This window comes from Janibacter sp. RAF52 (assembly GCF_052114035.1).
Lineage (GTDB): Bacteria > Actinomycetota > Actinomycetes > Actinomycetales > Dermatophilaceae > Janibacter > Janibacter hoylei.
This window is the reverse complement of sequence record NZ_JBFRDY010000002.1, coordinates 110748-129963: the sequence shown is the minus strand read 5'-3', so window position 1 is coordinate 129963 and position 19216 is coordinate 110748. Positions and strand designations below refer to the sequence as shown.

Annotated in this window: 17 protein-coding genes; 9 read left to right on the top strand and 8 right to left on the bottom strand. The window is 73.3% G+C overall.

Features of this window, described 5'->3' with window-relative positions; translation table 11 throughout:
* The first annotated feature begins 101 nt into the window (after positions 1 to 101).
* Complete coding sequence (locus AB4Y78_RS03075; RefSeq protein WP_040881113.1) at positions 102 to 476, top strand: sterol carrier family protein; 375 nt, start codon at positions 102 to 104, stop codon at positions 474 to 476.
* A 58-nt stretch (positions 477 to 534) separates the two neighbouring features.
* Here the strand turns inward: AB4Y78_RS03075 and AB4Y78_RS03070 are convergent, their stop codons facing one another.
* Positions 535 to 1593, bottom strand: coding sequence for a Gfo/Idh/MocA family protein (locus AB4Y78_RS03070; protein ID WP_441714276.1), 1059 nt, complete (start codon positions 1591 to 1593; stop codon positions 535 to 537).
* 22 nt (positions 1594 to 1615) lie between these two features.
* Here AB4Y78_RS03070 and AB4Y78_RS03065 point away from each other — a divergent pair, with 22 nt between their 5' ends.
* The 4 genes from AB4Y78_RS03065 to AB4Y78_RS03050 all read left to right on the top strand — a co-directional run bounded on the left by AB4Y78_RS03065 (position 1616) and on the right by AB4Y78_RS03050 (position 5264).
* Complete coding sequence (locus AB4Y78_RS03065) at positions 1616 to 1846, top strand: hypothetical protein (protein WP_282070569.1); 231 nt, start codon at positions 1616 to 1618, stop codon at positions 1844 to 1846.
* Positions 1847 to 2038: 192 nt separating this feature from the next.
* On the top strand, positions 2039 to 3526 hold the full coding sequence (gene purF / locus AB4Y78_RS03060) for an amidophosphoribosyltransferase (protein ID WP_441714278.1): 1488 nt from the start codon (positions 2039 to 2041) through the stop codon (positions 3524 to 3526).
* Positions 3523 to 4653 carry a phosphoribosylformylglycinamidine cyclo-ligase gene (gene purM / locus AB4Y78_RS03055; protein WP_265230513.1) on the top strand — a complete coding sequence of 377 codons (1131 nt, stop codon included), beginning with the start codon at positions 3523 to 3525 and terminating at the stop codon, positions 4651 to 4653. Before purF ends, purM begins: the two co-directional genes overlap by 4 nt.
* A 23-nt stretch (positions 4654 to 4676) precedes the next feature.
* Positions 4677 to 5264, top strand: a complete 588-nt coding sequence (locus tag AB4Y78_RS03050) for a response regulator transcription factor (protein WP_387354606.1) — start codon at positions 4677 to 4679, stop codon at positions 5262 to 5264.
* A 6-nt stretch (positions 5265 to 5270) separates the two neighbouring features.
* Here AB4Y78_RS03050 and AB4Y78_RS03045 read toward each other — a convergent pair whose 3' ends face one another.
* A complete protein-coding gene (locus AB4Y78_RS03045) occupies positions 5271 to 5468 on the bottom strand; it encodes a DUF3073 domain-containing protein (RefSeq protein ID WP_441714281.1) in 198 nt (65 codons plus the stop codon).
* Between the two features lie 204 nt (positions 5469 to 5672).
* Between AB4Y78_RS03045 and AB4Y78_RS03040 the strand changes: the two genes are divergently transcribed.
* A complete protein-coding gene (locus AB4Y78_RS03040) occupies positions 5673 to 6815 on the top strand; it encodes a glycosyltransferase family 4 protein (RefSeq protein WP_282070571.1) in 1143 nt (380 codons plus the stop codon).
* Positions 6816 to 6824: 9 nt separating this feature from the next.
* On the opposite strand, the gene AB4Y78_RS03035 is transcribed toward AB4Y78_RS03040, so the two are convergent.
* The 3 genes from AB4Y78_RS03035 to AB4Y78_RS03025 are packed head-to-tail and all read right to left on the bottom strand — an operon-like array spanning position 6825 to position 10727.
* On the bottom strand, positions 6825 to 8573 hold the full coding sequence (locus AB4Y78_RS03035) for an ABC transporter ATP-binding protein (protein ID WP_306467111.1): 1749 nt from the start codon (positions 8571 to 8573) through the stop codon (positions 6825 to 6827).
* Positions 8566 to 9471, bottom strand: coding sequence for an ABC transporter permease (locus AB4Y78_RS03030; protein WP_282070572.1), 906 nt, complete (start codon positions 9469 to 9471; stop codon positions 8566 to 8568). The genes AB4Y78_RS03035 and AB4Y78_RS03030 overlap by 8 nt, the downstream gene beginning before the upstream one ends.
* Complete coding sequence (locus AB4Y78_RS03025) at positions 9468 to 10727, bottom strand: nucleotide sugar dehydrogenase (RefSeq protein WP_040881209.1); 1260 nt, start codon at positions 10725 to 10727, stop codon at positions 9468 to 9470. The genes AB4Y78_RS03030 and AB4Y78_RS03025 overlap by 4 nt, the downstream gene beginning before the upstream one ends.
* 119 nt (positions 10728 to 10846) lie before the next feature.
* On the opposite strand from AB4Y78_RS03025, the gene AB4Y78_RS03020 reads away from it, so the two are divergent.
* Genes AB4Y78_RS03020 through AB4Y78_RS03010 form a run of 3 tightly spaced genes read left to right on the top strand, consistent with a single transcriptional unit; the run spans position 10847 to position 14291 of the window.
* Positions 10847 to 11944, top strand: coding sequence for a glycosyltransferase (locus AB4Y78_RS03020; RefSeq protein ID WP_441714960.1), 1098 nt, complete (start codon positions 10847 to 10849; stop codon positions 11942 to 11944).
* On the top strand, positions 11941 to 12609 hold the full coding sequence (locus AB4Y78_RS03015) for a hypothetical protein (protein ID WP_441714959.1): 669 nt from the start codon (positions 11941 to 11943) through the stop codon (positions 12607 to 12609). Before AB4Y78_RS03020 ends, AB4Y78_RS03015 begins: the two co-directional genes overlap by 4 nt.
* A 32-nt stretch (positions 12610 to 12641) precedes the next feature.
* A complete protein-coding gene (locus AB4Y78_RS03010; RefSeq protein WP_441714957.1) occupies positions 12642 to 14291 on the top strand; it encodes a glycosyltransferase family 4 protein in 1650 nt (549 codons plus the stop codon).
* Here the strand turns inward: AB4Y78_RS03010 and AB4Y78_RS03005 are convergent.
* The 3 genes from AB4Y78_RS03005 to AB4Y78_RS02995 are packed head-to-tail and all read right to left on the bottom strand — an operon-like array spanning position 14270 to position 19206.
* A complete protein-coding gene (locus AB4Y78_RS03005) occupies positions 14270 to 16447 on the bottom strand; it encodes a glycosyltransferase (RefSeq protein ID WP_441714955.1) in 2178 nt (725 codons plus the stop codon). The two genes, AB4Y78_RS03010 and AB4Y78_RS03005, sit on opposite strands and share 22 nt — an antisense overlap.
* Positions 16448 to 16459: 12 nt before the next feature.
* Positions 16460 to 18862 (bottom strand): glycosyltransferase family 2 protein, encoded by a 2403-nt coding sequence (locus AB4Y78_RS03000; RefSeq protein ID WP_441714953.1) that lies wholly within the window; start codon positions 18860 to 18862, stop codon positions 16460 to 16462.
* Positions 18862 to 19206, bottom strand: coding sequence for a hypothetical protein (locus AB4Y78_RS02995; RefSeq protein ID WP_441714952.1), 345 nt, complete (start codon positions 19204 to 19206; stop codon positions 18862 to 18864). Before AB4Y78_RS02995 ends, AB4Y78_RS03000 begins: the two co-directional genes overlap by 1 nt.
* Positions 19207 to 19216 lie beyond the last annotated feature (10 nt).

Genomic DNA, 19216 nt, shown 5'->3' with positions numbered 1-19216 from the left:
CCTCACCAGCAGACTGTGCCCGAGCTCGGGGGCCTTCGCATGACGAGACGGGGCCGGAGGCTGGCCAGTGGGTGAACGGTAGGCGGTGCGAGACTGGTCCCGTGGCTGGACGACGTCGGATCCCCGTGGACGAAGGGTGGGCCGCGCTCGCCGCGTGGTCGGCCAGTGACGATCGCGCGACGCTGCCCCGCGCCGTCGTGGCGACGGCCGTGCGGCACACGGTCGCCGAGCTCGCAGACGCCGCGCCCGGGCGCAGCGTCGAGGTGCGGGTGCCTCCCTTCGCCGCCGTGCAGTGCGTCGAGGGGCCGGTCCACACCCGCGGCACCCCGCCGGCCGTCGTCGAGACCGACGCGCAGACCTGGCTGGAGCTGGCCACCGGCGAGCTCGACTGGGCCGAGGGCGTCGCCGCGGGGCGGGTCAGGGTCAGCGGGCAGCGCACGGACCTCTCGGCCCACCTCCCCCTCGCATCTCCCTAGGGAAATGCGCACGTCCTCCGTATTTCCCTAGGGAAATGCGCATGTCCTCCGTATTTGCCTAGGGGAATGCGGGGCGAAGGGAGGCCAGCAGCGCCTCGGCGACACCGATGAGGTGCACCGACTCCTCCAGCGGCATGACCGGCGACTCGGTCTCGCCGGCCGTGACCCGCAGCGCGACCTCCGTCGCCTCGTGCCGCAGGCCGCGGTGCTGCTCGATCGGGTCGCCGACCATCTCGTCGAGGACGACCCCGTCGGCGCCGACGAGCCGCATCGTCGTCGGGGTGTAGAACATCGTGTCGAGCTCCAGGCGGGCCCAGGTCCCGTTGACCGAGGCCGTCGTCGGCGACGAGACCGACATGTCCGTCGCGAGGGACGCGACCGCTCCCGTGGGGCCCTGCGCGACCCAGGCGAGGCGCCGGTCCACCCCGCGGTCGGTCAGCGACCCCAGACCCGTCGCCGACGTGATGCCGCCGAGGCACAGCGAGGCGAAGGACAGGGGGTAGATGCCAAGGTCGAGCATGGCGCCCCCGGCGAGATCGGGGTCGGCGAGGCGCTCGGGGCCGTCGGGCCACAGCTGGATCGAGTGGTCGGCGAGCACGGTGCTCACCTCGCCGAGCAGACCGGCGTCGAGCACCTGGCGCAGGACGTCGATGTGCGGCAGGAAGCGTGTCCACATCGCCTCCATGCAGTACACGCCCGCCCCGCTCGCGGCGGCGGCGATTTGGGCCGCCTCGGCCGCGGTGGGCGCGATGGGCTTCTCGACGAGCACGTGCTTGCCGGCGCCGATCGCGAGGAGGGCGTGCTCGAGGTGCTCGCTGTGCGGGCTCGCGACGTAGACGACGTCGACCTCGTCGTCGGCGACGAGCGACGCGTAGTCACCGTGCGCGCGGGCACCGGGCGCGTGCGCGGCGGTGAAGGCCTGCGCCCGCCCCAGATCGCGGGACCCGACGGCGACGACCTGCTGGCTCGTGCCCTGCAGCGCGATGGTCATCTGCTCGGCGATCCACCCCGCCCCGAGCAGACCCCACCGCAGCCCGGGGGCGCTCGCAGGGTCGGGTGTGCGCGGCGTGGGCAGCTTCATGCCGGGGACGTCGGCATGCGGGCGCGGGTCGGTCATGGGCCCAACCTACGATGGTGGGGTGAGCAAGCGTCCCCGGAGCAACCCCAAGCCGATCCCCTTCGTCGTGACGGGGGCGGTCATCGGCTTCGTCATCTTCGGGGTCGTCTCCTGGCTGGGCCCCAACCGCAACGAGGGCTTCGACATCACCTACGACCCGGGTGCCGCGCTCGGGTACATGAGCGTCCTGGGGCTCTTCCTCGGCGCGCTCGTCGGGGCCGCCGTCGCGGCCCTCTTCACCTACCGCAGGTGACGTCTGACCCCCTTCGTCCGCATCTCCCCAGGGAAGTACGGCTGGGGGCGCGCATCTCCCTAGGGGAATGCGGCTGGGGGTGCGTCTTTCCCTCGGCAGATGCGCAGGAGCGAAGGGGGAGCAGCCGCGCCCCGGCCCTGTGGGAGACTGGTCCCCGTGCCACGCGGAGACGGAAACCTGTCCCATGACCTGATGCCGGGCGAGAAGGGACCCCAGGACGCCTGCGGTGTCTTCGGCGTCTGGGCGCCCGGCGAGGACGTCGCCAAGTTGACCTACTACGGCCTCTACGCCCTGCAGCACCGCGGGCAGGAGTCGGCGGGCATCGCGACCTCCAACGGCCAGCAGATCCTCGTCTACAAGGACATGGGGCTGGTCTCGCAGGTCTTCGACGAGCGCAGCCTGTCCACCCTGCGGGGTCACATGGCCGTCGGCCACTGCCGCTACTCCACGACCGGCGGGTCGACCTGGGAAAACGCGCAGCCGACCCTCGGCGGCCACGACACCGGCACCGTCGCGCTCGCCCACAACGGCAACCTCATCAACTCCGCCGAGCTGCTCGAGCTCGTCGAGGCGCGCGCCGAGACCCCTGAGGTCGACGGCACCTGGCGTGGCCTGTCGAAGGGAGAGCTCAGCCGCGGCAACACGACGGACACCGCCCTCGTCACCGCGCTCCTGGCCGGCGAGCAGGACCGCTCCCTCGAGGAGGCGGCGATGGAGCTGCTGCCCCAGCTGCGTGGCGCCTTCTGCTTCGTCTTCATGAACGAGGACACCCTCTACGCCGCGCGTGACCCGCAGGGTCTGCGCCCGCTCGTCATCGGCCGGCTCGAGCGCGGCTGGGTCGTCGCCTCCGAGACCGCCGCCCTCGACATCGTCGGTGCGTCCTTCGTCCGCGAGGTCGAGCCCGGCGAGCTCGTCGCCATCGACGAGGACGGTCTGCGCACCCGCAGCTTCGCCGAGCCGACGCGCAAGGGCTGCGTCTTCGAGTACGTCTACCTCGCCCGCCCCGACACGACGATCAACGGCCGCACGGTCCACGAGGCCCGGGTCGAGATGGGCCGTGCCCTGGCCCGCGAGCACCCGGTCGAGGCCGACCTCGTCATCGCGACGCCCGAGTCGGGCACCCCGGCCGCCATCGGCTACGCCCAGGAGTCCGGCATCCCCTTCGGTCAGGGCCTGGTCAAGAACGCCTACGTCGGCCGCACCTTCATCCAGCCGAGCCAGACGATCCGCCAGCTCGGCATCCGGCTCAAGCTCAACCCCCTGGACCACGTCATCAAGGGGCAGCGCCTCGTCATCGTCGACGACTCGATCGTGCGGGGCAACACCCAGCGGGCCGTCGTGCGGATGCTCCGTGAGGCCGGCGCCGCCGAGGTGCACGTGCGCATCTCCTCGCCGCCGATCAAGTGGCCGTGCTTCTTCGGCATCGACTTCGCGACCCGGGCCGAGCTCATCGCGACCGGGCTCGGTGTCGACGAGATCTGCACCTCGCTGGGCGCCGACTCGCTCGGCTACATCAGCGAGGAGGGCATGATCGCCGCCACCGAGCAGCCCGTCGACGAGCTGTGCACCGCCTGCTTCTCCGGCACCTATCCCATGGAGCTGCCGAGCGAGGACCGCCTCGGCAAGTCCCTGCTCGAGCTCGAGTTCACCCCCACCGAAGAGGCGGTACGCCGACCGTGACGACCCCCGACACCACCCAGCAGACCCCGATCACCTACGCCGACGCGGGCGTCGACGTCGAGGCCGGCGACAAGGCCGTCGACCTGATGAAGGAGTCGGTCCGCCGGGCCACCCGCCCCGAGGTCCTCGGTGGCCTCGGGGGCTTCGCCGGCATGTTCGACGCGAGCGCACTGCAGGGCATGCGGCGGCCGGTGCTCGCGACCTCGACCGACGGCGTGGGGACCAAGGTCGCGATCGCCCAGGCGATGGACCGGCACGACACGATCGGCCAGGACCTCGTGGGCATGGTCGTCGACGACATCGTCGTCTGCGGTGCCGAGCCGCTCTTCATGACCGACTACATCGCCACCGGCAAGGTGGTCCCGGAGCGCATCGCGGCCATCGTCGGCGGCATCGCGAAGGGGTGCGAGCTCGCCGGTGTCGCCCTCGTCGGCGGCGAGACGGCTGAGCACCCCGGCCTGCTCGACCCGGACGAGTACGACGTGGCCGGTGCCGCCACCGGCGTCGTCGAGCACGACGAGGTCCTCGGGCCGGACCGCGTCGCCGCCGGTGACGTCGTCATCGCCCTCGCCTCCTCGGGCCTGCACTCCAACGGCTACTCGCTCGTGCGTCGCGTCGTCGCGGGCGCCGGGTGGGAGCTCGACCGGCAGGTCGACGAGCTCGGCCGCACCCTCGGCGAGGAGCTGCTCGAGCCGACCCGCATCTACACCCGCGCGCTGCTCGACCTCGTGCGGTCCGACGACGTCGACGTGCACGCGCTGAGCCACGTCACCGGCGGCGGGCTCGCGGCCAACCTCGCGCGCGTGCTGCCGCAGGGCACCATCGCCCGGGTCGACCGCGCCTCGTGGACGCCGCCGCCGATCTTCACCCTCGTCGGTGAGCTCGGCGCCGTCCCGCGCGCCGACCTCGAGCGCACGCTCAACATGGGCATCGGCTTCGTCGCGGCACTGCCGCAGGCGAGCGTCGACGCGGCGATCGCCCGCTCGCGGGCCGCCGGCATCGACGCCTGGGTCCTCGGTGAGGTCTCCGACGCCGCCACGACCGAGCCGGTGGCCGGTGCCGAGGTCGTCCAGGGGGCGAAGGGAGTGCACGGCGGCGCCGTGCAGGTCGTCGGGGAGCACGTCTGAGACCCGCCGCCATCCGGGTCCTCGTGGCCGATGCCGCGGAGACCCGGCGCCAGTCCCTCGTCGCGGTGCTCGCGGCGGAGCCCGACCTCGAGCTCGTCACGCCTGCGGCGACGGCCCGTGAGGTGCTCTCGACCCCCGCGGTCGACGTCGTCGTGCTGCTCGGCGGCCTCGACGTCGGACCAGGTGCGACGGACGTGCTGCCCGAGCTGCGCGCTCCGGATGGCCCGGCATGGGTCGTGCTCACCGAGGTCGTCGAGTGCACCGAGGCGATCATCGCGGCCGGCGCCCACGGGTGCCTGGCCGAGTCGAGCACACCCCTGGAGATCGGGGCCGCGATCCGCGCGGCATCCCGCGGGGACGTCGCCGAGCTCGACCAGCCGGTGACCGGGCCGCTCGTGCAGCGGGTGCGCCGGGAGGCGCCACCGCTCACGGAGCGGGAGGCGGAGGTGCTGCGGCTCGTCGCCGACGGTCTGGGCAACCAGGAGATCGCCGAGCGGCTCTACCTGAGCCCGTCCAGCGTCAAGTCGCACCTGTCACACACGTACGGGCGGCTCGGTGTGCGGCGCAGGGAGGCTGCGGCCGCGGAGGCCCGGCGTCAGGGGTTGATCTGAGGCAGGTCAGCGCTGTGGCGGCGACCAGTCGTCGTATTCGTCCTCGTCCCGGTCGTGCGCGTCGTCATGCGTCGCACGCCCCGTGGACTTGGCGGACTGACCGTGAAGTTCCGTCTCCAGCGCTCGCAGGTCCGTCTCCGGCGAGTAGTACTTCAACTCGCGGGCAACCTTGGTCTGCTTCGCCTTCGCTCGGCCGCGCCCCATGGCGTGACCCCCTCATTACGCTAGTGCGGGTCGGCGCTGATCATCCCACTCTCCCCGTGGGGAGGGCGGCACTACCAGAGCGGACCCGGATCTGTGTGGTTTCTCGTGAGGTCAACGGTACATGAGCCGCGGCCGGTTCGTCCCATCGGTCTCACCGGGCCGAGACGTAGGATCGGCGCTACGACACCGACGAAGGGAGAGGTCGTGACCGCTGGCCTGCCGCGGAGCCCCCTCCGGGCTCTCGTCGTGACGGTCGTGCACCACCCGCAGGACTCGCGGATCCGTCATCGGGAGATCGCCGCCCTGCTCGAGGCGGGGTGGCAGGTGACCTACCTGGCTCCCTTCGTCGCCCACGACCTGCCCGTGCCGGCACCCGAGGGCGGGCTGACCTGTCTCGACCTGCCGCGGGCGGCCGGGCGTCGCCGCCTCGCCGCCGGCCGCGCCGCGCGCGCGGCCGTGCGTCGGCTGGCGCCCGAGCACGACGTCGTGCTCGTCCACGACCCCGAGCTGCTGCCGGCCACCGTCGGTCTCGGGCTGCGGCACCTCGTGTGGGACGTCCACGAGGACCCGGCCGGTGCCCTCGTCGTCAAGGACTGGCTCCCGGCGCCCGTGCGCAGACCCGTCGCGGCCGGATGGCGCGCCGCGGAGGGGCTCGTCGAGCGCCGGCACCCGCTGCTGCTCGCCGAGCACGCCTACGCCGACCGGTTTCGCCGACCCCACACGGTCGTCCCCAACGCGGTCCGCGTGCCTGCGGACGGCCCGCCGGCCGGTGGCGCTCGCCTCGTGCACGTCGGCAACCTGACGCTCGCCCGCGGCAGCGAGCTCATGGTCGGGGCGGCCCGGCTCGCCCACGCCGCCTCCGACGGGGCGATCACGCTCGACGTCATCGGGCCGGCCCGTGACGACGCCTCCCGCGCTGCGATGGAGCGGGGGGCCGCCGACGGGGTCGTGACCTGGCACGGCTTCCAGCCCGCCGAGCAGGCGATGGCGCGGCTCGACGGCGCCCTCGCCGGCCTGTCGCTGTTGCGGGACCTGCCCAACTACCGCGGGTCGATGCCGACCAAGGTCGTCGAGTACCTCGCCCACGGCGTCCCTGCCGTGACAACCCCGCTGCCGCTGGCCCGCGAGATCGTCGAGCAGGCGGATGCCGGGGTGGTCGTGCCCTTCGACGACCCGCAGGCGGTGGCCGACGCGGTGCTCGACCTGTGGCGTCACCCCGAGCGGGCGGCGGCCATGGGTGTGCGCGGGCGCGACCTCGTCCGCGAGCGGTACGACTGGGCGAAGGGGGCCACCGCCTTCGTCGGTGCGCTCACCGACGTCGCCGCGGAGCGATCGCCCCGACGGTGACCACCGGGGTCAGCGGGGTGCGAGCAGCCCGCCGACCTTGGTGCGCACCGCGGGCGGCATCGCCTCGAGCGTGCCGATGAGCACGATCGAGCTCGGGGCCAGCCGGGTCAGCTCCTTGCGCACGACGGGCGGCATCCGGTCGGGGGTGTAGATGAAGAGGGGTCGTCCCGTGTGCACCGCGGCGACGGCGCCCGTGAGCAGCTCGCCGACCGCTCGACCGGTGACCATGATCTCGCCACCGGGCTCGACGTCCGCCCACTGCTCAGCGGCCAGGGCCATGGCGCCCCGCTTGGAAAACTCGGTGGTCGCCCCCGCGGCCGAGCGCAGGGCCTCGACCGCGTCGGCGGCCCAGTCCTCCTCGGTACCGTCGAGGACGAGGCGCTCCGGGCCGAGCTCGGCCAGGGCGGAGAGCAGCTCGTCGGCCACTGTCGACGTGTTGCACGCGACGACCGCGCGACCGGCGACCGCGGCCGCGAGGGAGATGACGGGGCTGGAGCCCGAGCTGTGCGGCTGGGTGACGTGGACCGTCGAGCGGTCGTCGGGCGGGAAGGCGGTGAGGACCGCCGCCGAGGTGATCGCGTCGTCGTCGCTGCCCATGCGCTCGATGCGACCGGGGGCCAGCTCCTCGAGGCGGGCGGCCGTCTCGGGCGCGATCAGCTCGTCGCCGCCGAGCACGACGATGCGCTCCGGCTGGAGCCGGTTGAGCTCGTCGACCGTCGAGCTCGGCACGTGACCGGGCCGCACCCACAGCAGGGGCCAGCCCAGACGTGCAGCCACCGGCGCCGCCACGCGGGCGGCAGCCGCACGGTGGACGCTGACGACGAAGCACCCGTCGATGCCCGGCTTGCGCCACGCGTGCTTGGTGATGGCCGCGGCGACCTGGAAGCGGTCCTCGCCGGTCCACCGGCTCGTGCCGGGCACGTGGATGTCGTCGGCCGCGGTGATCTTCTTCTTCTTGGCCTTGCCCTTCTTCTTGGGCAGGGTGTCCTCGTAGGCGGAGACGACCTCCTCGGTCGGCCCGTCCATGATGAGGTGCCCCTGGTCCATCCACAGGGCCCGGTCGCACATCTGGCGGATGCTCGAGTTGGAGTGCGAGACGAGGAAGACGGTGCCCGCCTGCTCGCGGATCTCGGCGATGCGCGCGGCGCTCTTGGCACGGAAGTCGGCGTCACCCGTGGCCAGCGCCTCGTCGATCATCAGCACGTCGGGGGCCGCGGCCGTGGAGATCGCGAAGCGCAGCCGCGCGCTCATGCCGGAGGAGTAGGTGCTCATCGGCAGGTAGACGGCGTCACCGATGCCGGAGAACTCGACGATGTCGTCGAAGCGCTCGGCGATCTCGGCCCGCGACAGGCCGAGGGCCTGGCCGCCGATCTGGATGTTGCGCTCACCGCTCAGCTTGTTCATCAGCACGGCGTTGACGCCGAGCAGCGAGGGCTCGCCGGCGACCCAGAGGCGTCCGCCGGCGGGTGGGATGAGCCCGGCGACGGCCCGCAGCAGCGTCGACTTGCCCGAGCCGTTGCGGCCGATGATGCCGATCGACTCACCGTGGTGGGCGACGAAGCTGACGTCCTTGACGGCGTGGATCTCGCGCACCTTGGGCTCGGGGCGCTGCTGCAGCCGGTCCATGAGAGAGGGTCGCCGCTGGCCGAGGGGAGTGCCGCGCCGGCCACCGCCGTAGACGGTGTACTTGACGTCGAGGTGGTTGACGATGACCGTCGGGGTGGGCTCGGAAGCCTGCTGCGGGGTGGGGTCAGCCACGGCCGTACCTCGCCTCGTCGCGCCAGAAGACCACCAGGCCGATGGTCACCAGGCCGATGGCCCACGCGGCCATGACGAGCCAGTCGGTGAGCACGACGTCGTGGTCCGGGTCGGTGAGCAGCGCCTGCCGGCCGGTCGTCAGCATGAGCGAGAAGGGCTGGTAGACGAGCATGTCCTGCGCGAGGTGGGGCAACCCCTTCGCGTAGTGCGCCACCGGGAAGAAGACACCCGAGACGTACCGCAGCAGGCGCACCATGACGGGGATGAGGTTGCCCATGTCGCGCGAGGCATTGACGATCCGCGCGCAGATGAAGGCGATGCCGAGCAGGGCCAGGCCCTGCATGATCACGGCGACGGGGAAGAGGAGCCACTCCCAGTCCGGCGTCTCGCCCGTGATGAGCATCAGCCCGAAGAGCAGGGCGAAGGCGGGGACGGCGGCCAGCAGCTCGGTGAGCATGACCGACATCGGCAGGATCGCGCGGGGGAAGTGGAGCGCACGCACGAGCGAGGTGTTGCTCGAGATCGCCTTGGCCCCCCGGGTGATGACGGAGGACGTGAAGGCGAACATGATGACGCCGATCGCGAGGAAGGCCACGAAGTTGGCCACCCCGCCCCGGGTGTCGAGGAGCAGCCCGAAGATGAGGAAGTAGCTGCCGATGAGGAAGGCGGGGTTGAGCAGCGCCCAGAGCTGACCGAGGTGGTTGCCTTCGTTCTGGGCGCGGGTCTGGGCGGAGGAGAGGGTCCACAGGAAGGACCTCCGCTGCCAGAGGTCGGCGAGATAACGCCCGAGCTGCGGACGCTCCGAAAGCGTCCGCAGCCCGTGGGAGGCCGCGAGGTCCGCGGCCTCCTTCGGTGTCAGTGGTGAGGGAAGTGAGGCCCGCGGTGGGGCCTCGGTCACAGCCGCTCGACCTTGTCGCTGTCCGCGGCGACACCCCGGGTGTCGAAGAAGCGCTGCGCCTTGCCGGCCAGGTCCTCGATGTCGAAGGTCTTGTGGTTCTGCACGAGGACCGTCAGGTCCGCGGCGGCCACGGCGGCGTCGAGGTCGTCGACGCGGGTCGCCTCGGGCACGGCCTTCCAGTTGTCGACCTTGGCGTCGAAGTACTGGACGGACGCCCCCTTCGCGATGAGCTGCTGCGCCAGGGGCACGGCGGGCGACTCCCGCTGGTCGGCGATGTCCGGCTTGTAGGTGACGCCGAGGAGGAGGACGGTCGAGCCGCGCAGCGGCTTGCTGTCCTCGTTGAGGATGTTCTGCGCGCGCTGCACGACGTAGGCCGGCATCGTCGCGTTGATCTCCTGGGCCAGCTCGACGAAGCGGAAGGGGTAGCCGAGCTTCGCGCGGACGTTGTAGGAGAGGTAGTTGGGGTCGATCGGGATGCAGTGCCCGCCGACGCCGGGGCCGGGGTAGAAGGCCTGGAAGCCGAAGGGCTTGGTCTTGGCCGCGGCGATGACGTCCCACAGGTCGATGTCGAGGTCGTGGCAGAAGCGCGCCATCTCGTTGACCAGGGCGATGTTGATGTGGCGGTAGGTGTTTTCGAGCAGCTTGGCCGTCTCGGCCTCGCGGGTGCCCTTGGCGCGGACGACCGTGTCGACGAACTGGCCGTAGAAGGCAGCGGCGGCGTCACCGCACTCGGGGGTGTGGCCACCGACGACCTTGGGGGTGTTCTTGGCGCCGAACTGCTCGTTGCCCGGGTCGATGCGCTCGGGCGAGAAGGCGAGGTGGAAGTCCTTGCCCGCCACGAGGCCACCGGCCTCGAGGGCCGGACGGACGACCTCGTCGGTCGTGCCCGGGTAGGTCGTCGACTCGAGGATGATCGTCTGGCCGGGCTGCAGGTGCTCGGCGATGGTCTTGACGGCCGAGTTGATCGGGCCGAGGTCGGGCCCGCCGTCCTCGGACAGCGGCGTGGGCACGCAGATGACGATCGTCTTGACCTCGTCGAGACGGGACGGGTCGGTGGTGGCCTCGAAGCCGGCGGCGATCATCGCGGCGATGTCGTCGTCGGAGAGGTCATCGATGTGGGAGACACCGGAGTTGAGAGCGTCGACGACACCCTGGTTGATGTCGAAGCCCAGGACCTTGACCCCGACGCGGGAGGCCTCTTGGGCGAGGGGCAGTCCGACGTACCCCTGACCGATGATCGCGACGTCCATTGACATGCTGCTCCTTGATGCAGGTATGTGGCTTGTGGAGTGTACAGGCGAGGCCTGCTCGCGCGGGCCCAGCCGCGCCACGGCTCGCCGGGTCCCGGTGGCCCGTCATGACAGGATGCAGGCCCATGGGACCCGTCGCCACGCACGCACCTCCTCGGGTGGTCCTCATGTCGAGCAACGGCACGGGCATGGGGCACCTGACCCGGCTGCTCGCCTACGCGCAGGGGCTCGAGGGCCTCGACGTGCGCTTCCTGTCGATGTCGACCGCCGTGCCCGTCGTCGGACAGCTCGGGCACCGGTACGAGTACCTGCCCTCGCGGGGCAGCACCGGCCTGCGGGCCGCGACCTGGCGGCGCCTCTTCCTCGACCGTCTCGTCGAGTACCTGCGCCGCACGCGGCCGGACGTCGTCGTCTTCGACGGCACCCACCCCTACGCCGGCATGGACCTGGCGCGCGAGGCCGTGCCGGGTGCCCGCTGGGTGTGGTCCCGCCGGGCGATGTGGCGGCCCGACCGCAATGTCGACCAGCTGGCCAAGGAGTCGTGGTTCGACCTCGTCCTCGAGCCCGGAGACCTCGCCGGGGCCTCCGACCGGGGGGCCACCGTCGGCCGCGACGCCCGGAGGGTGGGTCCGGTGACCCTCGTCGACACGACCGACCTGCAGGACCGCGCGACCGCTCGGCGCGAGCTCGGCCTGCCGGCCGACGCCCCGCTCGCGCTCGTCTCCCTCGGCGCGGGCAACATCAACGACACGCGCGGTGACCTCGGGGCCGTCGTCGCGGGGCTGTCCGCCCTCGGCGTCGGTGCATGCGTCACCCAGGCGGCCATCGCCGTCCAGGCCGGCACCAGCCTGGACGTGCACCACGTGCAGGACTTCCCGATCAGCCGCCGCTTCGCCGCCTTCGACCTCGCGGTGAGCGCTGCGGGGTACAACTCCTTCCACGAAAACCTCCGCCTCGGCCTGCCGACCCTCTTCGTGCCCAACACGCGGACCAACCTCGACGACCAGGAGACCCGGGTCGAGCACGCGGTGCGGGCCGGATGGGCGCTGGGCGCCACCGACCTCGCCGCCGCGCCGACGCAGTCCCTGCTCGCCGACCTCCTCGACCGCGGACCGGCCATGGCCGCGACCGCCCGCGCGGCGGACCCCGGCAACGGCGCCCCCGCCGCGGCCGACGCGATCCGCGAGCTGGTGTCCCTCCCTTCGACCGGAGCCGTCCGATGAGCAGCGCCGCCCCGCCCCCCAGCAGCCGCCTGAGCACCCTGGCCCGCCGCGTGCGGACCGCGCCGGGCTACCGGCAGGTGACCGACAGCCTCCTGCCGCGCATCCGTGGCAACGAGACGGTCGTCGACCTGCTCACCCGCCTCGTCGGCGAAGGGGGGCGCCTCGGCGGCTCCAGCCACCCCCTCGTCACGGCGAAGGGGGTCGACACGGCCGGCGCGGACCGCTGGCCCGTCGTCGTCATCACCCTCGACGACCCCGACGGGGAGCGCCCCGCGACGCCGGAGGAGGTCGCCCAGGTCGTCGCCGAGATCGGGCGGCTGCAGGAGCGGCTGCGGTGCTTCCGCGCGGTCTTCCTCGTCACCGGCGACGCCCTGGACGTCGTCCGGCGCGCGGGCCATGCCGTCGAGCTGCTGCCCGACCCCGCCGACATCGGCGACGCGGCGGCGGTGCGCCGGCACCGCGCTCGCCGGGTCGTCGCGATGACCGACCACTACCGGGCATGGCTCGTCCTCGACGTCCCCGCCGCGCGCAGGGCCCGGCTCGCACCCGCCCAGGTCGAGCTGCTCGAGGCCCTGCCCGGCTACCTCGCCGACCAGCACGACCTGCACGACCTGCCCGCGCTGACCGGCATCACCGACGCCGGCGGTACCGGCCGCGGCGTCTGACAGCGGCGCGGGCGCGCGGGTAGTCTCGCCGGGTGGCTGACCTGAGACACCTGCGCGACCGACTCGTCCGACGACTGCGCCGACGGGGCTCGACACCCGCGACCCCGGCGACCCCCGCGGACGCGCAGGCGGCTACCCGCCTCGCCGAGCTGACCGGTGCCGGTCGCCACGAGGAGGCGCTCGCCCTCGCGCACGAGGAGTACGACCGGCTCGCGCAGCAGAGCGACCCCGACACCGCCCTCCTCCGGCAGATCCAGATGAGCGCCTCCAAGGCGGGCAACCTCAGCCTGCACATCAAGACCCTGCGGCGCCGCATCGAGGTCATGCCCCACGACACGGGCCTGCCGAAGTACCTGCGCGCCGCCGAGGGACGCTGGCACGAGTCCGAGCCGGGCTGGCTCCCGACGATCGACCCCGCCGTGCTCGCGGCGCTGCCGGAGCCGGCGGAGCGCGACCGGTCGCGCACCAAGGTGCTGCACCTGCTGAAGATCGGGATGCCCCAGCGGCAGAGCGGCTACTCCATGCGCAGCATGTACACGCTCACCGGTCAGCTCGACGCCGGGCTCGACCCGGTCGCCGTCACGGCGCTCGACTTCCCCCGGAGCATCGGCATCGACGACGTGCCCGACGAGGAGACCGTCGGCGGGGTGCGCTACCGGCACCTGCTGCGCGAGCAGATCCCGGACAAGGAGCCGTGGGACGAGTACCTCAGCGCCTACGCCACCGCGCTCGCTCCCGTCGTCGCGCAGGAGGCGCCCGACCTCATCCACGTCCACTCCGGGCACCGGGGCACCGAGGCCGCGCTCGTCGCGATGGCCGTCGGCGCGGCGCTCGACGTCCCCGTCGTCTACGAGGTGCGGGGCTTCTTCGAGTCGCTGTGGACCCAGGACACCGCGTGGGCCGAGCGGGCCGAGGTCTACGAGCGCCGACGCGCCGCCGAGGCGCACTGCCTGCGGCAGGCCGCCGCCGTCGTGACCCTCAGCGAGTCGATGAAGGACGACATCGTCGCCCGCGACGTCGACCCCGCGCACGTCCACGTCGTGCCCAACGGCGTCGACCCGTCGGCCTTCGTCCCCGTCGAGCGTGACGAGGCGCTCACCGAGCGGCTCGGGCTGACCGGGCGCTTCGTCTTCGGCTACGTCTCCAACCTCGACCACTTCCGCGAGGGACAGGAGCTGCTCATCGACGCGGCGCTCGAACTGCGCCGACGAGGCGTCGACGCCACCGCGCTCGTCGTCGGCGACGGCAAGCGTCGCGAGCTGCTCGAGGAGCACGCCCGGGAGTGCCAGGCGGGCGACGCGGTCCACTTCACCGGTCGCATCCCGCACGACGAGGTGTCGCAGTACTACGCGCAGCTCGACGTCTTCGTCATCCCGCGCGTCGACGAGCGAGCGGCGCGGCTCGTCACGCCGCTCAAGCCCTACGAGGCCATGGCGCTCGGGGTGCCGCTCGTCGTCTCCGACCTGCCGGCGCTGCAGGAGATCACCGGCGACGGCGACCGCGGCGAGACCTTCGTGACGGGTGACGCGACGTCGCTCGCCGACGTGCTCGAGGAACTCGCCGGGTCGAGCGAGCGCCGCGCCGAGCTGTCGTCGCGCGCCCGCGAGTGGGTGCTGGGGCACCGCACCTGGGCCCACAACGACGACCGCTACGCGCGGATCTACGCCTCCGTGCTCGACTGACCGAGCAGCCCCCGGTAGACGCCGTCGACGCGGCTGGTGATCTTGTGCCAGTCGCGCTCCTCGACGACCCACGTGCGAGCGGCCTCGCCGAGGCGGGCGCGCTGCTCCGGGTCGTCGAGCAGCTCGTCGAGGACCCGCGCCAGGTCGGTCGCGTCGCCCTTGGCGAAGAGACGGCCGGTGACCCCGTCCTGGACGATCTCGGCGAGGGCGGCGACGTCCGACGCCACGACGGTCTTGCGCATCGCCATCGACTCGAAGGGCTTGATCGGCGAGATCATCTCGCACACCTTGAGCGGCTTGCGCGGGAAGGGCGTGATGTCGACCAGGCTCAGGTAGTCCTCGACGTCCTCGTGGGGGATCCGCCCGGTGAAGGTGATGACGTCACCCAGGTCGAGCTTCATGACGATCTTGTGCAGGGCCTTCTGGTGGGCGCCGTCCCCGACGACGAGGACGTGGAAGTCGCTGCGCTGCTCCCGCAGCTGCGCGACCGCCTGGAAGAGCAGGTCGAGACCCTCGTAGTGGACGAGCCCGCCGATGTAGCCGATGACCGTCTTGCCCGCGACGCCGAGGCGCTGGGCGAGCTCCTCATCGCGCTCGCGGGGGGTGAAGCGTGAGGCGTCGACGCCGTTGGGGACGACGGTGATGCGCTCGGGGTCGACACCCAGGCGGACCATCTCGCGGCCGAGGGCCTCGGTGATGACGAGGACCGCCTCGGCCTCACGCGCGACGGTCCCCTCGAGCAGGTCGAGGTAGTCGCGCCGCGGGGAGGCGGAGAAGAGCGGCTGCCGGGCGTCCTCGAGCAGCTGCTTGAGCCCCCGCATCTCGTAGACGAAGGGGAGGCCGAGCTGGCGGGCCGCGCTCAGGCCGGCCATGCCGACGTCGTAGAGGCTCGACGCGTGGACGAGGCTCGCGCGGCGCTCGCGGGCCAGCTCGGCGATGCCGGCGGCGCCTCGCTCGACGTAGGGCGGCAGCGGGGCGCGCGGGTACTCGCGCACCCCGTCCTCGAGGAGACGGTGGTAGGGGATGCCGTCGACGACGTCGACGGGTGCCGGCGTGCGCTCGTCGTCGGCGCCCCACCACAGGTCGAAGGGGAAGCCGAGCCGGGTCACGGCCGCCATGTCCCACCCCTGGACCGCGAGGCCGGTGAGGATGCCGTGCGAGCGGGTGGCGTAGCCGCCGGAGCGGATGGGCAGGGACTGGCCGAGCACGGAGACGACCGAGAGCGGGTCCAGCTCGCTGCTCGCGGGGGCCGGGGCGGCGGCCGGAGGCTGCCAGGGGTCGGCGAGGATCGCCTGCTCGTCGGCCGCGTCGGCGGCCAGTCGGCGGCGCAGGTCACCCTCGACCTGGTCGGGCGCGAACTCCGCGGCGCGGGCCGCCAGGGAGGTCCAGCCGAGGGACATCGCCAGTTTGACCACCCGCTGCCACAGCGTGTCGGGCACGCGGGCCGCGATGCTCGCATCGAAGGCGCCGAGCTGCTCCTCGAGCTCGTCGAGACGGCGCGATCGGAGCAGGCTGCGCACGAGCGCGGCGGCGCCGCCGTCACGGGCGAGCACGTCGGTGACGACGGCCGGGTCGAGGTGGTCGTCGGAGAGGGCCTCGTGGACCTGCAGGTCGGTGATGAGGCGGTCGACGTCGATGAGGTCGAGCTCGGGGTGGGCGGCGGCGATCCGCTCGCGCCAGTCGCGCACCCGGCCCAGCTCGTCGGCGGGGGCGTCCTTGAGGGTCTTGACCCCCTTCGTCAGCTCGGAGGCATCGGCCGGCACCCGGGAGAGCGCGGCGTCCTGCGCGCGGGCGAGGATCTGCGGCGACTCCGCCTTGCGCCCCGCACGGGCCCACCGCAGGACGTCCATCGCCGTGCCGTCGCCGGAGGTGACGAGCCGCTCGTAGAGCCCTGCCGCCTTGACGAAGTCGTCCGTGGCCCAGGCCGCGGAGGCGGTGGACCGCACGGTCGAGGGCGGCGAGTCGTCGGTCAGCTCCGCCTCGAGCCGGGCGAGGGCGACGCTGGGGTTCTTGCGGATGAGGCGGTTGGCGGCGGCCACGCGGCCCTTCTGGGCGAGTCGCTGCACGCCAGCCGGCCCGCGCTCGGCGGGCAGGTACCCGGCGAAGGGGAGCAGGCGTGCGCGGACGCGGCGCTGGAGCGGTGCCTTGGGGCTCATGGGCGATACCTGTCAGTTGGGGTCAGGGGCGGTGGGGGTGGCCACCAGGTCGTGGAGGGTGCGGGTCCAGGCGGCCTCTCGCGCCGCGGTGGCGGCGTCGGCGGCAGCCGGCTCGGCGAGGAGCTCGGCGAGGGCGGCGCCGACCTCGTCCGGGGCGACGCACCGGATCCGCCCGGTCAGCCCGCTGGGGGCGGCGTCGGTGCCGACGACGCAGGGCAGGCCCGCAGCGAGGGCCTCGCGCGTCGCGTGCTCGGCGGCCCGGCCCCACACGCCGAGGTGGACGAAGGCGTCGATGTGGGAGAGGAACTCGCGCGGCGTCATGCCGGTCCCGGCGAAGGAGAGCCAGGACGGCGGCGGGCGACGCCGCCCGAGGGCCTTGGTCACCGCGCCGAGCCCGTGCAGGCAGTGGACCTCGACGGGGACCTCCCCCCGGTCGGCGAGCACGACCGTGCCGGGGTGGGCGGCCCGGATCGCGGTGGCCGGCTCGGGCCAGTGCTCGCGGGCATCGGGGAGGTGGTGGCCGATGGCGATGCCGTCGGCGGCGCTCGGGCGACGGTGCCCGGGCACCTCCAGCCAGCGGGCGCCGACGACGTCGGCGAGGTCGGCGTCGGTCCAGCGGTCGGCGGGGACGGCGGCGCGCACGGGGGAGCCGGGCTCGTGGACGGCGGCCGGCCCGCCCCACGTCGGGGTGACGCCGAAGAGCTCGGCGCAGCGGGAGTCGACGGCGGCGACGGTCCAGCCCTGCGGCTCGGCGGTGTCGGTGACGACGAGGACGGAGCCGGGGCGCAGGCCGGCGCCGTCGAGGTGGAGCACGCTCTCCGGGGAGGTGACGACGAGCAGGTCGACGGCGTCGTCCTCGTGGGCGCTGGTCAGGCCGAGACGGCCCAGGCGCACGTCGGTGGAGACGCCGGGCAGCAGGTCGAGCCGCTTGGTCGACAACGGGCGGGGCGCCTCGGCGTGGGCGATCGCGGTCCGCAGCCCGCTCGCGGAGGCGGTGCGGGCCACGCCCAGCGTCCGCAGGGCGTCGGGGGCCACGGGCCGGATGTCGCCGAGGACGACGACGTCCCAGGCGACGGCCGGGTCGCGTTGGTCGCGGTCGGCGTACCAGCCGTGCCGGGGGAGGGGGAAGGGCCGGGTCGAGCCGGGGCCGGGGGCGATCCGGCCGGTCGCGAGCTGCTCGTGCCACTCGAGGTAGCTGTCGCGGTAGGCGAGCCGGTCCCAGCGGGTCCACCCGGGCACGGCGTCGTCGCGGGAGAGCGAGCCGACGCGCAGCTGGGTGATCGCGAGCGGTGAGGGGTGCGACAGGTCGCGCACGCTGCCCGGGCGGACGGCCCGCAGGCGCAGCGGCAGCTCCATGTCGCCGGACTTGCGGGTGACGTCGAAGTCGCCGACGAGCTCGGTCACCTGTGCGATGTCGAGGAGGAGGGAGCTGGCGTTGAGCCGCCGGGCGGGGTAGCCGACGAAGGTCATCGTCAGGTCGGGGTAGGAGCGCAGCGTCCATGTCCGGTTGGCGAGCACCCGGGGGAAGTCGAGCAGGTGCCGGACCTGGTGCTCGATGCGTCGTGGGTGGGTCCAGTCGTCGCTGTCCTGGAAGGTCATCCAGCGGCCCCGCGCGACGGTGAGCGCGAGGTTGCGCGCGGCGTAGGTGCCGGCATTGCGGGGGGCGCGCACGACCCGCACGCGGGGGTCGAGTGCCGCGACCTCCTCGAGGAGTGCGTCGGAGCCGGGGCCGGAGGCGTCGTCGACGATGATGAGCTCGAGGTTGCGCCAGGTCTGCTGGAGCACCCCCCGGACGGCCAGCCGGAGGTCGGCGTCGGGGCGGTAGGCCGACATGACGACGCTCACGAGGTCGCCGTCGACGGCGGCGTCGAGGGTGGTGGTGAGTCGCTGGTAGACCGTGTCGTGCCCCTCGGGGGGCACCAGCTCGACCGGCTCGAGGCCGTCGGGGGCGTGCACCTCGTTGAGCACCGCGAGCCAGTCCCGCTCGGCGGCGGCGAGCGCGTCGCCGGTCAGGCCGGCACCGGTGCGGTGGGGATTGGCCAGGTCGGTGCGCAGCACCCACCGCTCGGCGTCGGTCAGCGGCAGGTCGGGCGTGGCGAGGACCGCGCGCAGCTGGTCCTCCCGCCCGGCACGCAGCAGCAGGGAGGTCCAGACGGACAGTGCCTCCGGACGAAGGGAGCCGACCCCGCCCGCCGCGACGGCGTCGTCGAGGACGGCCAGACCGCGGGCGTGGGACCCGTCGGCGCCGCCCAGGGCGAGGACCCGGCCGAGCACGTCGGTGTGGCCCCCGGCCCGCAGGACCTCACGGGCGAAGGGGCTGCGGGTGCGCAGGGCAAAGGCGGCATAGGCGTCGAGGTCCGACGCGGTCAGCTGCTGCGCCGCGTCGGGGACGAGGCCGGTGGGGGAGTCCCCCATCAGCGCGTCCGGTCCCGCCGACCATCCGCGAGGGCGTCGAGCACCTCGACGCGGGTGCGCTCGGTGCTGGCGACGAGGCGGGCTCCGAGGGCGTCGACGCGCTGCGACAGCTCGGCCACGTCGGTGGAGGCGGCGCCGCCTGCGCTGGCCCGGGGAGGGGCGCCCCACGGGCCGACGACGACCACGGTGGTGACGAGCTGCATGAGCGCCAGGCCGACGACAGCGGCCTCCCAGCCGACGAGAGCGGCCAGGGCGACGGTGATCAGCAGGAGCGCGGCCTGCGCGGCGACCACGGTCGAGGAGCGGCGCAGGAGCGCACGGGCGGATCGCGGGTCAGAGCCCATGGGCGTCGTC

Coding starts and splice junctions, on each gene's coding strand:
- AB4Y78_RS02995 (WP_441714952.1), bottom strand. CDS start 19,206: ATGGGCTCTGACCCGCGATCCGCCCGTGCGCTCCTGCGCCGCTCCTCG.
- purF (WP_441714278.1), top strand. CDS start 2,039: ATGCCGGGCGAGAAGGGACCCCAGGACGCCTGCGGTGTCTTCGGCGTC.
- AB4Y78_RS03015 (WP_441714959.1), top strand. CDS start 11,941: ATGAGCAGCGCCGCCCCGCCCCCCAGCAGCCGCCTGAGCACCCTGGCC.
- AB4Y78_RS03070 (WP_441714276.1), bottom strand. CDS start 1,593: ATGACCGACCCGCGCCCGCATGCCGACGTCCCCGGCATGAAGCTGCCC.
- AB4Y78_RS03025 (WP_040881209.1), bottom strand. CDS start 10,727: ATGTCAATGGACGTCGCGATCATCGGTCAGGGGTACGTCGGACTGCCC.
- AB4Y78_RS03045 (WP_441714281.1), bottom strand. CDS start 5,468: ATGGGGCGCGGCCGAGCGAAGGCGAAGCAGACCAAGGTTGCCCGCGAG.
- AB4Y78_RS03005 (WP_441714955.1), bottom strand. CDS start 16,447: ATGAGCCCCAAGGCACCGCTCCAGCGCCGCGTCCGCGCACGCCTGCTC.
- AB4Y78_RS03000 (WP_441714953.1), bottom strand. CDS start 18,862: ATGGGGGACTCCCCCACCGGCCTCGTCCCCGACGCGGCGCAGCAGCTG.
- AB4Y78_RS03020 (WP_441714960.1), top strand. CDS start 10,847: ATGGGACCCGTCGCCACGCACGCACCTCCTCGGGTGGTCCTCATGTCG.